Raw genomic sequence first — 13,531 nt, forward strand, 5'->3', positions numbered from 1 at the left:
CCCCTTCTAATTCAATGCATCATGACCAAAAAATAACGAGTAAATAAGCATTAATCTTTTGCTCGTTATGGCTCATCTAGAATTTGCTCTAATCTCTTTTGGTAATTATTCAAAAAATCCTTTGTTACTCGGAAATGTTCCGTTTCTTCATAGTTCACCTGTTTAATTCCCGATTCCGAAAACTGATAAATTTTTGCATTTGGGTACGCCAGAAGGATAGGTGAATGTGTTGCAATAATAAATTGGGATTGTGCCTGACATAAACGATCTAAAACTGATAGCGTTGTCATCAGCATGGTCGGCGATAAAGCGGCTTCTGGTTCATCCAAAAGATATAAACCTTGTCCTTTTAATTTCATGGTTAATAGCTTTAAAAAACCCTCCCCATGAGAATGTGTATGTATATCTCCACCGTAACCCACCAGATAATCTATTTCTTTCATATAAGTTGCCACGTTATAAAAACTTTCGGCCCTTAAAAAATAATAGTCTCGAGGCTTTTTATAGCTTTTGATTGTGCGCAGTGATTGATATAAAACAGAACTGGTAGTTGCCGTATTCAGTTGAACATTGCGTGTACCCCCTTCTTCCGAAAAGCCTAATGCCAGTGCCAGCGCTTCGAGAATAGTGGACTTGCCAGAACCATTTTCTCCAACGAAAAATGTAACATCAGGATAAAATTCAATATTTTCCAAATCATTTACTGCTGGAATAACATAGGGATAGCTGGCCCAATCCAAGCTCTCTGGAGCTTTCAGCTTTATGGCTCTGATATAAGGTTTTTCTTGCATAATGCTATTAGAAATCTATTTTCATTCTATAGCATAGTGAATTTTGAGTAGCAATAACATGCTTACGCAGTTCTCAACGTCTTAATTTGACGCTTTTCTTATCCATAAAAATTCCACTTTGAAACAGTTGAGCCAAGAATAAGCTCTTTTCCCGTGCACAAAAAAACACCCCCACTCAAAGAGTGGGGGTGTTTGAATAATGAGCTGGCGATGACTTACTCTCACATGGGTAACCCCACACTACCATCAGCGCTAAGAGGTTTCACTTCTGAGTTCGGGAAGGGATCAGGTGGTTCACTCTTGCTATGGTCGCCAGCACAACTGGTATGGATACTTGCTTCGTTTTATTCACTGTGTGATACGTTGCGTTTTCCAAATCTTGACAGACGGGCTGATTGAATCTGAATTTGTTCATTTTAGCTAGTAGTATAACTAAATCAAGTTGCTTTGCATGTTTATGAATCGATTGATGCTTCATATACAACTGCTTGGGTGTTGTATAGTCAAGCCTCACGAGCAATTAGTATTGGTCAGCTTCACATATCACTATGCTTCCACATCCAACCTATCAACGTCCTAGTCTCGAACGGCTCTTTAGAGGAATAAATTCCTAGGGAAATCTTATCTTGAGGTAGGCTTCCCGCTTAGATGCTTTCAGCGGTTATCCCTTCCGAACATAGCTACCCGGCGATGCGACTGGCGTCACAACCGGTACACCAGAGGTTCGTCCACTCTGGTCCTCTCGTACTAGGAGCAGATCCTCTCAAATTTCCAGCGCCCACGGTAGATAGGGACCGAACTGTCTCACGACGTTCTAAACCCAGCTCGCGTACCTCTTTAAATGGCGAACAGCCATACCCTTGGGACCTGCTTCAGCCCCAGGATGAGATGAGCCGACATCGAGGTGCCAAACACCGCCGTCGATATGAACTCTTGGGCGGTATCAGCCTGTTATCCCCAGAGTACCTTTTATCCGTTGAGCGATGGCCCTTCCATACAGAACCACCGGATCACTAAGACCTACTTTCGTACCTGCTCGACTTGTGGGTCTCGCAGTTAAGCGCGCTTTTGCCTTTATACTCTACGCGTGATTTCCGACCACGCTGAGCGCACCTTCGTACTCCTCCGTTACTCTTTAGGAGGAGACCGCCCCAGTCAAACTACCCACCAGACACGGTCCTCGTCCCGGATAACGGGACAGAGTTAGAACCTCAACATTACCAGGGTGGTATTTCAAGGACGGCTCCATTGGAACTAGCGTTCCAACTTCAAAGCCTCCCACCTATCCTACACAAGTAAGGTCAAAGTTCAGTGTCAAGCTGCAGTAAAGGTTCACGGGGTCTTTCCGTCTAGCCGCGGGTACACTGCATCTTCACAGCGATTTCGATTTCACTGAGCCTCTGCTGGAGACAGCGCCGCCATCATTATGCCATTCGTGCAGGTCGGAACTTACCCGACAAGGAATTTCGCTACCTTAGGACCGTTATAGTTACGGCCGCCGTTTACTGGGGCTTCGATCAAGAGCTTCGCTTACGCTAACCCCATCAATTAACCTTCCAGCACCGGGCAGGCATCACACCCTATACGTCCACTTTCGTGTTTGCAGAGTGCTATGTTTTTAATAAACAGTTGCAGCGGCCTGGTTTCTGCGGCTGTCGTCAGCTCAGGAAGCAAGTTCCATCACCAACAACAGCGTACCTTCTCCCGAAGTTACGGTACCATTTTGCCTAGTTCCTTCAGCAGAGTTCTCTCAAGCGCCTTGGTCTACTCGACCTGACCACCTGTGTCGGTTTCGGGTACGATTCCTGTGTAACTGAAGCTTAGAGACTTTTCCTGGAAGCATGGTATCAGCCACTTCACTGTACAAGTACAGCTTGCTATCGGATCTCAGTATAGAGTACCCCGGATTTGCCTAAGATACATACCTACATCCTTCCACCTGGACAACCAACGCCAGGCTGACTTAACCTTCTCCGTCCTCTCATCGCATTACACAGAAGTATTGGAATATTAACCAATTTCCCATCGACTACGCCTTTCGGCCTCGCCTTAGGGGTCGACTCACCCAGCCCCGATTAACGTTGGACTGGAACCCTTGGTCTTTCGGCGAACGGGTTTTTCACCCGTTTTGTCGTTACTCACGTCAGCATTCGCACTTCTGATACCTCCAGCATACTTCTCAATACACCTTCATCGGCTTACAGAACGCTCCCCTACCACTTGACTAATGTCAAATCCGCAGCTTCGGCACATAGTTTTAGCCCCGTTACATCTTCCGCGCAGGCCGACTCGACTAGTGAGCTATTACGCTTTCTTTAAAGGGTGGCTGCTTCTAAGCCAACCTCCTAGCTGTCTATGCCTTCCCACATCGTTTCCCACTTAACTATGATTTTGGGGCCTTAGCTGGCGGTCTGGATTGTTTTCCTCTTGACTACGGACGTTAGCACCCGCAGTCTGTCTCCCGGATAGTACTCATAGGTATTCGGAGTTTGCATCGGTTTGGTAAGTCGGGATGACCCCCTAGCCGAAACAGTGCTCTACCCCCTATGGTATTCGTCCGAGGCGCTACCTAAATAGCTTTCGGGGAGAACCAGCTATCACCAGGCTTGATTAGCCTTTCACCCCTATCCACAAGTCATCCCCTGGCTTTTCAACGACAGTGGGTTCGGTCCTCCAGTTAGTGTTACCCAACCTTCAACCTGCTCATGGATAGATCGCCTGGTTTCGGGTCTATACCCAGCAACTAAACGCCCTATTAAGACTCGATTTCTCTACGGCTCCCCTATACGGTTAACCTCGCTACTGAATATAAGTCGCTGACCCATTATACAAAAGGTACGCAGTCACCGAACAAGTCGGCTCCCACTGCTTGTATGCATGCGGTTTCAGGATCTATTTCACTCCCCTCACAGGGGTTCTTTTCGCCTTTCCCTCACGGTACTGGTTCACTATCGGTCAGTCAGGAGTATTTAGCCTTGGAGGATGGTCCCCCCATATTCAGACAAGGTTTCACGTGCCTCGCCCTACTCGTCATCATTATGTGTGCCCTTTCGTGTACGGGAATATCACCCTCTACGTTCGCACTTCCCAGAGCGTTCCACTAAAACACACATAACTTAATGGGCTGATCCCCGTTCGCTCGCCGCTACTGAGGGAATCTCAATTGATTTCTTTTCCTAAGGGTACTGAGATGTTTCACTTCCCCTCGTTCGCCTTGCAACACTATGTATTCATGTTGCAATACCTACCTTAAAGTAGGTGGGTTCCCCCATTCAGAAATCTCCGGATCAAAGGATATTTGCCGCCTCCCCGGAGCTTTTCGCAGGCTATCACGTCTTTCATCGCCTCTGACTGCCAAGGCATCCACCACATGCACTTAATTACTTGACTATACAACCCCAAACAGTCGTCAACACCTACAAGTGAGTGTTGTCCGTGCGATTCTTCATCGCTACTATCTGTTGTCTGTGTACTTAAACACTGTACAGCTTCAATCTAAATTCATATACCAAAACGCTTGATTCAGTTAATTTGCTAGTTCTCAATTCATTCAGATTAATTGCTTAATCTAAACTCTTGAGTGAACAATTTATTTCAGACTCAATTTTGCCAATCTGTTAATGAATAAACATGCCTTCGTCAGGTCATGCTTAATACCGTGATACTTAAATCACAGAAGTTAATAAACCAAGATCCTAAAATCTCTATTTACTAATTTCTGTAATCCGAACTTCTCTTAAGTTCTGGTGGAGACTAGGAGAGTCGAACTCCTGACCTCCTGCGTGCAAAGCAGGCGCTCTACCAACTAAGCTAAGTCCCCAGCTTACATCATCAGTCATGTATCTTTTATCTATAACTTTAACCAGTCAAAGTCATGGTGGGTCTGACAAGACTTGAACTTGTGACCCCACGCTTATCAAGCGTGTGCTCTAACCAACTGAGCTACAGACCCTCAGATACATCTATGAAGAACAACTTGTTGTGGATTCTTACCAATCGTCAATCTTTCGTTAAGGAGGTGATCCAGCCGCAGGTTCCCCTACGGCTACCTTGTTACGACTTCACCCCAGTCATCGGCCACACCGTGGTAACCGCCCTCTTTGCAGTTAGGCTAGCTACTTCTGGTGCAACAAACTCCCATGGTGTGACGGGCGGTGTGTACAAGGCCCGGGAACGTATTCACCGCGGCATTCTGATCCGCGATTACTAGCGATTCCGACTTCATGGAGTCGAGTTGCAGACTCCAATCCGGACTACGATCGGCTTTTTGAGATTAGCATCCTATCGCTAGGTAGCAACCCTTTGTACCGACCATTGTAGCACGTGTGTAGCCCTGGCCGTAAGGGCCATGATGACTTGACGTCGTCCCCGCCTTCCTCCAGTTTGTCACTGGCAGTATCCTTAAAGTTCCCGACATTACTCGCTGGCAAATAAGGAAAAGGGTTGCGCTCGTTGCGGGACTTAACCCAACATCTCACGACACGAGCTGACGACAGCCATGCAGCACCTGTATGTAAGTTCCCGAAGGCACCAATCCATCTCTGGAAAGTTCTTACTATGTCAAGGCCAGGTAAGGTTCTTCGCGTTGCATCGAATTAAACCACATGCTCCACCGCTTGTGCGGGCCCCCGTCAATTCATTTGAGTTTTAGTCTTGCGACCGTACTCCCCAGGCGGTCTACTTATCGCGTTAGCTGCGCCACTAAAGCCTCAAAGGCCCCAACGGCTAGTAGACATCGTTTACGGCATGGACTACCAGGGTATCTAATCCTGTTTGCTCCCCATGCTTTCGCACCTCAGCGTCAGTGTTAGGCCAGATGGCTGCCTTCGCCATCGGTATTCCTCCAGATCTCTACGCATTTCACCGCTACACCTGGAATTCTACCATCCTCTCCCACACTCTAGCTAACCAGTATCGAATGCAATTCCCAAGTTAAGCTCGGGGATTTCACATTTGACTTAATTAGCCGCCTACGCGCGCTTTACGCCCAGTAAATCCGATTAACGCTTGCACCCTCTGTATTACCGCGGCTGCTGGCACAGAGTTAGCCGGTGCTTATTCTGCGAGTAACGTCCACTATCTCTAGGTATTATCTAAAGTAGCCTCCTCCTCGCTTAAAGTGCTTTACAACCATAAGGCCTTCTTCACACACGCGGCATGGCTGGATCAGGCTTGCGCCCATTGTCCAATATTCCCCACTGCTGCCTCCCGTAGGAGTCTGGGCCGTGTCTCAGTCCCAGTGTGGCGGATCATCCTCTCAGACCCGCTACAGATCGTCGCCTTGGTAGGCCTTTACCCCACCAACTAGCTAATCCGACTTAGGCTCATCTATTAGCGCAAGGTCCGAAGATCCCCTGCTTTCTCCCGTAGGACGTATGCGGTATTAGCATTCCTTTCGAAATGTTGTCCCCCACTAATAGGCAGATTCCTAAGCATTACTCACCCGTCCGCCGCTAGGTGATAGTGCAAGCACCATCACCCCGCTCGACTTGCATGTGTTAAGCCTGCCGCCAGCGTTCAATCTGAGCCATGATCAAACTCTTCAGTTAAAATCATTTTGCACCTTATTAAAGACAAGGTGCCAATTCTGGCTCATCAATTACTGACTTAAATTTCGCTCAAATAAACTTCGAGTAATTTAAACCAATCAATCAATGAAAATTATTTCGATTAATCAATCAGTAAAAATCCACACAAGTTGTTCTTCAATTCTCTTAATGATCTTCTTACTGGTTCGTCACCAGCAAGCTAGGTCGGCTATATTACTCTTAATCTCTTAAAAGTCAACAGGTAATTTCGATATTTTTAAAACTTATCCTCTAAACCAACTTCTCATCAAATTCATCACTTAAAGCAACCAATCTAATCACAAGTAACTGTTTTTCAACAAGTTTCTATCTGCATCACCGCCGATGGATGTGCATTATAGACCATCCAATTCCCTTTGCAAGCGAAAATTAAAAATTAATGACTTGAGCGTTTACTTTTAAACCAAACTACACAATAAACCATTGTTTTATATTAATAATTATTTTAATTTTTTATTTTTGGCTTAAATAAGCCAGTATCATGCTCGATAATTCGCGTTTAAGTTGTTGTTCTGATATAAGAAAATTGTTCTGACTTACATAACGCATCATCGTAAAAAGCGTACTATTAATAATTACAAAGGATTTATACTTTACCTGTTCGAAGTCCCACTGATGAGGATTTCTACTGAATGTATATAGCCCTACTTCAAAAAAATGCTTTTCTAAAATCTGAGCAGCTTGCGAATGACTGTAGTCATGCCAATGTTTCAGCACTTCTATAAAAAAACCATGATCGGCTTTTAATGCATTAAATCCTAACTCTATCGCCAAGGGGATGAGCACGTCTAAAGGAATATTTCCTTGCTGTATAACTAATTCCTTAAGTTGTTGCCCCAACAATTCGCTTTTACGGCGTAATAGTTCTTCTATGATTTGATCTTTATTCTCAAAGTATTGGTAGATCGATCCTACACTTACTCCAGTTTTCTCTGCAATTTTAGGTGTCGTCGTATGTAGTAATCCATACTGGGCAATACAGTGTTGTGTCGCCTCTAAAATATGGTCAACAATAATTTTTGAACGCTGTTGCTGTGGGGCTTTTCTCATCGTTTTTTATTCGTTAAATGCGAATTGAATGCGAATAATTATTCATATTAGCCTATTTATTATTCAGTTCAATAAGTAAGTAACGATATGCAAATGATTAGCCCGACTCGACTTGCTTCTTTTAATGACATGCAAGACAGTAATTTCTTTACTCAGTTTTTAAATGTCTGTTGCGAAAAACCAGCTCAACCGAACTATACAGAATATGTATCTTTACAACGTGCTCTTTGTGAAGGGGACGTTGAAATGGATAAGGTGATTGATTGGGTTATGCAAAATCCCAAAGATCATCGCATGATTTTTGAAAAGATATTATTTCAAGGCCGCAACGACCTCTCTGAGCCGATACCTACTGAGTTAGAAAATTTCTTTAATTACATTGAACAAAAGCCTGAATGGTTAGACCAGCGCCAAATTGATGAGGCTGTTAAATTTACTCATCGTTTAGGAATAAATAATGGTTTTATCCTTAGAGATTTATCTTTAATGGCAGGATACTTATATCCGGGATTTAATCAGCCCCTAATTTTAACGGGTGCATTGAAGAAACAAGCGGGTACTCGTTTAGCAGAGACTACAAAATGGTGGGTTGATATTACTGAACCTCAAGGACTTGTCCGTTTAAGCTCAGGTTTCACGTCAACGATTTATGTTCGCTTTATTCATGCACTCGTTCGCCGACAATTAAGAAAGTCTGATCGTTGGGATAGTGAAGTTTGGGGAATTCCTCTTAATCAATTTGATTTAGCAATGACTAATTTGGCTTTTAGCAGTGTAGTTTTACTCGGTATTAGAGCTTTAGGTGTATGGCCGACCAAACAAGAAGCCAAGAGTTTTTTACATTTTTGGCGTTATGTTGGCTGGTTGATGGGTATTGATGAAAAATGGCTTATTCAATCTGAATCTGAGGGTTGGAGGTTACTTTACTGGATGCAGTTTGCTCACCCTCGCTCCGATCACAGCAGCGTTGAGTTAGGATCAAGCTTATCCAAAGAGCCTTTTGAGAGAAAATATCTGCATTTACGCTCTTTGCAGCAGAAGCTTGCTTATCGACAACATTTAGAACTTACACAATTTTTTATTGGCAAGAAGAGAATGAAACTACTCGGATTGCCTCAGCAGTCTGCCTCATGGTTTGCTTATTATTTAATTGTGCGTAATTCACTACTTTATAATGGCGCGAAGCTTTCACCAAAAGTTGAAAAGTTTTTATCTAAATCAGGCCGTAATATACAAAAACTTGGCTTAACACTTTATCAGAATCAAGGTAAGGCAAAAACCTTAGCGAGTATGCATCAATAGTTTTTAAAATCTAAAAACAAAAATGGAAGCCTGTTAATTAGACTTCCATTTTTAACTATTCAGGAACTTATTGAACTGATGAACTGTGCATTTCAGCGTGATTCATTTGCTCGTGTGACTCTACCATCTGCTTCTTTTTTTGACTTGGCATGTAGTCAGGTTCATTGTTGATCGCCAAGTAAAAAATGATCATAAACAATAAGCTCAAGATAGAAGCCACAATAAGCAACTTCCATCCCCACCAAGATTGTTCAGGTGATAATTTATTAGTCATTTCATTTCTCTCTTTAAATTAATATTTTCAGTTCATTTAATTCGCTAAGCTTATTAAAACTTCATGCTCATACGAACCCAGTAATTTCTTCCGATATTGTTAAACTGCTCTTCACTCGCAAATCCAAAGCCTGCACTACCTGCTTTATTTAAGTGTTCGGTATAGGTCTTATCTAATACGTTATCAATGCCAACAGAGACATCGATATCTTTACGTAGGTTGTAGCTTCCGTTTAGAGAAAGAGTCGAAAAACCTTTACTTGGTTTTAGGTCATATCCCACGATATTACCTTGATGTAGACTCACACGATTTTGTTCAGCTACAGCTCGCAACAATAGACCTAAGTTATATTTATCAGCTACATAGCGAATATTTAAGCGACCTTCTAAAGGTGAAATTTGAGGTAGTGGTTTGTCATCTGTGGTGTTTTTACCCCATGCATACATAGCACTCAAATCTGCCTGAATATGATCGGAAAATTGGTATCCAATACCCGCTTCTGCACCAGCAATGGTTGCATCGACATTCTTGGCACCCGCAGTAATATCATGGCTCATATCATGTCCACCCATTCCAGTGCTTGGGTGATGGTGATAACTCATTAAAATGTAGTCATCTACTAAACCAGCATAAGCAGAAGCCCATGTGTTTAAAGCGCCATGCTGTTGCTGGAAACCCAGATCCAACTGTAATGTTTTTTCAGGATTCACACCGTTAAAAGTATTGGTTGAGCCCGTATTACCATGCTTAGGCGAGAAAAGTTCCCAATAATCAGGCATACGCTCTACATAACCTAAACCAATATAGCTTTTTAGGTCATGCTCAGGATGTTGGTTTTCCCAGCGTACAAATGCACTTGGTAAAGTCTTTTCAAGTTTGGTGTTAAAACCTTGTGCTTGAGAGTCGGCACGTTCATCTTCAACTGTGACTCGATCTAAACGCACACCTGTAACCAATTTATTGAAATCGTTCCATTGATAGCCGAGTTCGCCAAAAGCTCCATATGATTGAAAACGCATATCTTGACGATATGGAATATTCATAGAAGGCATTGTTGGCGATGACATGCTACCGCCATGTTTATTAAATTGAGAGTCAATGCCGGTGATCAAACTCCATTTGCTCCATTCGGAAGTCATGGCTAAGCGCGAGTTTAGTGTACGGCGCGTTACCTGCATTGCCATCGCGTTCGGCATCAGCATGGTCATACCACCATGGTTCATTTCAACTAATGGCGGCATACGTAAGCTAAAGTTATCCATAATATGGTCGTTATAGCTGTAGTTCACCTGCCCTTCGATTTTCTTAATGACATCAGTGATATTTTTCTTTTCGAAACGTAGTCCTAAGCTTTCACGCGCAAATTGAGATCCGTCCATTGAACGTCCAGCATAAAGCGATTCACCATCAGATTTTCCACCAGTGAGTTCGACCCACGTGTTTTCATCTGGAGTAAAGCCAAGCGCTACATCAGCATTCCACTTTTTCCATGCTGAGGGCACGGTATTGCCATCACCATCTTGATAACTATTTGACTCTGAACGGTTGGCATTTAAACGGATATATTTTTTCTCATCACCCAATGCCGCTTCAACATTATGGTCAATGCGTCCATATGAACCTAGCAAGACACTTGCTTGCCCACGATAAGGTTTTTCAGAGGTAAGTTTCTCAGGCTGACGTTCAAAAAGAACTGTTGCTGCCGAACCTGTATTGGCATATTGAACAGTTTGCGGACCTTTAATAACAGAAATGCGGTCATAACTTTCTGGAGAGATATAAGAAGTTGGTGCATCCATACGGTTTGGACATGCACCTAAGTTCTCTGTACCGTCCGTTAGAATTTTGATGCGTGAACCAAACATACCACGGAATGTCACATCACCATTTGTTCCACCGCTTTGTATCGAGTTAAATCCCATAATACTTTGTAGGTAGTCTGCGCCATCCGTAGCAGGGACTGGCTGAATCGGTTGCTTTGGATCTGCATGTACGATTAGTCCATTTGCATCGTTGCCTTGCTGTGCTGTAACAACAATAGGTGCTAATGAGTGAAGTGATTTGGTATCAACATCATTTCTTTCTGAATCAGCAAAAACTAGACTCGAATGAGAGACAGCAAGCATCGCAACCCATAGCGGTTGTAGTAAAAATTTAGAATGTGGCATTTTTATACGCTCTAAAACATAAATAAAGTGATATCGAAGTCAGTTAAGACCCCAACAAAAAATTGCTTTTATTTATGTAAATAGAGGTGGTGCACGCCCTTGCGGGAGTAGAAAAAGTCGCTGTAGTGCAAAGTAGACATGTCTAAATGTATGTTGATAAGCGACTAAGCGGACTTGTATGCGGACTAAAACTTCTTTTATGCCAAACTCAGGTGGTAAAACCAGATTGGCATAGACGGTACAATATTGACACTGGTGATTTGCATCATGATGATCATGTTGCCCAGAGGCTTGTGCCTGTTCAATATGATGTTCATGATGTGAATGCATGGCATGTGACATGGTTTCCATCTGTGCTTTAGGTTTAAGCAAAGCGAGAGTAATAGTTTCACAGACCGGAGCAATTTGATACTGCTTCGGTAATAGCGGCTGTAGAAATACCGCGACCTGTAAAAATACTGCTGCACATGCAAGCAGTAAACCACTACGAAAAACCAAAAATCACATCCACACTACATTGATGTTTCAAGAATAGAAATTTTTAACGTTTTACTGCAACTTTTTCACGCTCACGTTGACGAACAACTTTTTCGACTTTTTCTCGAGCACGCTGACGTTTAAGTGGCGACAAATAATCCACAAATAATTTGCCATTTAAGTGATCCATTTCATGTTGGATACAAACAGCGAGAAGTCCATCAGCTTCTATCTCAAATGCTTGACCTTCAAGGTTAATTGCCTCAATTTTCACACGTGACGGGCGCTCAACTTTGTCGTATATTTGTGGCACCGATAGGCAGCCTTCTTCGTACTGCTGCTTATCTTCTGTCAGTGGAGTTATTTTGGGGTTAATAAAAACCATAGGGTCATCTTTAGATTCAGACAAATCCATGACGATAAGTTGAATATGACGATCGACCTGTGAAGCTGCTAAACCAATACCCGGTGCGGCATACATGGTTTCAAACATATCTGCTGCAAGTTGACGAATTTCATCAGTAACTTCTTCAACAGGCTTAGCAATGGTACGAAGGCGGGGATCAGGAAAACTTAAAATAGGTAATAAGGCCATACTGACGTCCTCACTTATGCCATTGATTGAAAAACCAAATGAAGGAAATACTTCATCGAAAAATTGTGTGTTAGCCGCCTATTATAACGCATCTGCACGCATAATTTTTAGGAATTATCATAATGAAAAAGGTTTTTGACGGCATGGTTCAATTTCATGCTTTGGGGATAAAAAAGCATTTACTTGCTTTCGCACTTTTTACAGGGGTTGCATTTGGTACGGTAGCAGAGGGTTATGCTGCTAGTCCGAACCATAATCCACCCTCTCTTAAAAGTAATGCACCACATGTCTACGTAGTAAAACGGGGAGATACACTCTGGGATATTTCCGGTCACTTTCTCAGTAAACCTTGGCGCTGGCCTGAAATCTGGGCAAATAATCAACATGTCAAAAATCCGCACTGGATTTATCCGGGTGATCGGTTACTGCTATGTAGTTTAGATGGCCGTCCATTGGTTGGGAAAGATGAGGGAGATGGTTGTATCGGCATTATTCGCCGTTACACAGGTCAAATGACAAATTTACAACCCCAAGTACGTGTGGAGTCACTAAACAATAACGTACCTGTTATTCCTCTTGAGCATATTAAACAGTGGTTAGAACACAGTACTATTCTACCAGCCGATGCAATTGAACATACTCCTTATATAGTTGGTACTGCCGATCAACGTGTACTCGCGGCAAAAGGTCAAACTATTTATGCACGCGGACAAGGTTTAATTGATGGCCAACGTTATGCAGTCTACCGTGAAGGTGAACCTTATTATTTCACCGATAATAAAGGCAAAAAGCACAGTCTAGGTATTGAGCTACAACAAGTTGCCTCGGGCATCGCTATCTCTTCTGAAAAAGACATTACCACGCTTGAGTTAACTGACAGCTACAATTCTGAAGTACGTCGTGGTGATCGGGTGATACCAGAAGAAGAGGCTACATTGCCTACTTTATTTTATCCGGTGAATGCTACTCAGGTGACGGATGGCGGCAAAATTATTCGTGTAATGGGATCAATTGGTACTGCTGGCAAAGATAGTGTAGTGACTTTGGACAGAGGTACTGTACAAGGTGTTCAAGTAGGTCAAGTTTTTGATATTACGCAGCAAGGTGAAACCATTCGAGATCCTAAAACAAAAGAATCAATAAAGTTACCTGGACAACAAATTGGTAGCTTAATGGTTTTTAGAACTTTTGATCAGTTGAGTTATGCCTACGTATTAGAAAGCGATTTACCAGTTAAAGTTAGTTCAAGCATTCAGCCACCCCGCTTTAATGATTAATGCTGGATG

General features: G+C 43.0%; 7 protein-coding genes, 2 tRNA genes, 3 rRNA genes and 1 pseudogene. 2 read left to right on the plus strand and 11 right to left on the minus strand.

The genetic code is table 11. The features are described from left to right. Positions 1 to 65: 65 nt before the first annotated feature. From HLV59_RS17545 to HLV59_RS17575, 7 genes and pseudogenes are all read right to left on the minus strand, one after another. Positions 66 to 791 carry an AAA family ATPase gene (locus tag HLV59_RS17545; RefSeq protein ID WP_171430464.1) on the minus strand — a complete coding sequence of 242 codons (726 nt, stop codon included), beginning with the start codon at positions 789 to 791 and terminating at the stop codon, positions 66 to 68. A 202-nt stretch (positions 792 to 993) separates the two neighbouring features. After that, positions 994 to 1,108, minus strand: a 5S ribosomal RNA gene (gene rrf / locus HLV59_RS17550). A gap of 182 nt (positions 1,109 to 1,290) precedes the next feature. Continuing rightward, positions 1,291 to 4,181 (minus strand): 23S ribosomal RNA (locus HLV59_RS17555). Between the two features lie 354 nt (positions 4,182 to 4,535). After that, positions 4,536 to 4,611, minus strand: a tRNA-Ala gene (locus tag HLV59_RS17560). A gap of 55 nt (positions 4,612 to 4,666) precedes the next feature. Continuing rightward, a tRNA-Ile gene (locus HLV59_RS17565) sits at positions 4,667 to 4,743 on the minus strand. A 59-nt stretch (positions 4,744 to 4,802) separates the two neighbouring features. Further along, positions 4,803 to 6,340: ribosomal RNA gene (locus tag HLV59_RS17570) — 16S ribosomal RNA — on the minus strand. The 16S, 23S and 5S rRNA genes sit together here with 2 tRNA genes alongside, the layout of an rRNA operon. Positions 6,341 to 6,858: 518 nt before the next feature. After that, positions 6,859 to 7,429, minus strand: a pseudogene (locus HLV59_RS17575) (TetR/AcrR family transcriptional regulator). 87 nt (positions 7,430 to 7,516) lie between these two features. Here HLV59_RS17575 and HLV59_RS17580 point away from each other — a divergent pair. Beyond that, complete coding sequence (locus tag HLV59_RS17580; protein ID WP_125699640.1) at positions 7,517 to 8,731, plus strand: oxygenase MpaB family protein; 1,215 nt, start codon at positions 7,517 to 7,519, stop codon at positions 8,729 to 8,731. Positions 8,732 to 8,798: 67 nt separating this feature from the next. Here the strand turns inward: HLV59_RS17580 and HLV59_RS17585 are convergent, their stop codons facing one another. The 4 genes from HLV59_RS17585 to def all read right to left on the minus strand — a co-directional run bounded on the left by HLV59_RS17585 (position 8,799) and on the right by def (position 12,245). Beyond that, entirely contained in the window at positions 8,799 to 9,005 is a 207-nt protein-coding gene (locus HLV59_RS17585) for a hypothetical protein (protein ID WP_031947118.1), read from the minus strand. Positions 9,006 to 9,058: 53 nt separating this feature from the next. Further along, entirely contained in the window at positions 9,059 to 11,173 is a 2,115-nt protein-coding gene (locus tag HLV59_RS17590; protein ID WP_171430466.1) for a TonB-dependent copper receptor, read from the minus strand. Between the two features lie 72 nt (positions 11,174 to 11,245). Continuing rightward, a complete protein-coding gene (locus HLV59_RS17595) occupies positions 11,246 to 11,671 on the minus strand; it encodes a DUF2946 family protein (RefSeq protein WP_171430467.1) in 426 nt (141 codons plus the stop codon). A 43-nt stretch (positions 11,672 to 11,714) separates the two neighbouring features. Next, positions 11,715 to 12,245, minus strand: a complete 531-nt coding sequence (def, locus tag HLV59_RS17600) for a peptide deformylase (protein ID WP_061875245.1) — start codon at positions 12,243 to 12,245, stop codon at positions 11,715 to 11,717. Positions 12,246 to 12,367: 122 nt separating this feature from the next. Here def and HLV59_RS17605 point away from each other — a divergent pair, with 122 nt between their 5' ends. Further along, positions 12,368 to 13,522 (plus strand): LysM peptidoglycan-binding domain-containing protein, encoded by a 1,155-nt coding sequence (locus tag HLV59_RS17605; RefSeq protein WP_171430468.1) that lies wholly within the window; start codon positions 12,368 to 12,370, stop codon positions 13,520 to 13,522. Positions 13,523 to 13,531 lie beyond the last annotated feature (9 nt).

Origin of the sequence: Acinetobacter lactucae (assembly GCF_013122135.1) — a bacterium.
GTDB classification, from domain to species: Bacteria; Pseudomonadota; Gammaproteobacteria; order Pseudomonadales; family Moraxellaceae; genus Acinetobacter; species Acinetobacter lactucae.

What these genes read in the sequence shown, in the direction of transcription:
- HLV59_RS17605 (WP_171430468.1), top strand. Translation starts at nt 12,368, where the DNA reads ATGAAAAAGGTTTTTGACGGCATGGTTCAATTTCATGCTTTGGGGATA.
- HLV59_RS17580 (WP_125699640.1), top strand. Translation starts at nt 7,517, where the DNA reads ATGCAAATGATTAGCCCGACTCGACTTGCTTCTTTTAATGACATGCAA.
- HLV59_RS17545 (WP_171430464.1), bottom strand. Translation starts at nt 791, where the DNA reads ATGCAAGAAAAACCTTATATCAGAGCCATAAAGCTGAAAGCTCCAGAG.
- HLV59_RS17590 (WP_171430466.1), bottom strand. Translation starts at nt 11,173, where the DNA reads ATGCCACATTCTAAATTTTTACTACAACCGCTATGGGTTGCGATGCTT.
- HLV59_RS17585 (WP_031947118.1), bottom strand. Translation starts at nt 9,005, where the DNA reads ATGACTAATAAATTATCACCTGAACAATCTTGGTGGGGATGGAAGTTG.
- def (WP_061875245.1), bottom strand. Translation starts at nt 12,245, where the DNA reads ATGGCCTTATTACCTATTTTAAGTTTTCCTGATCCCCGCCTTCGTACC.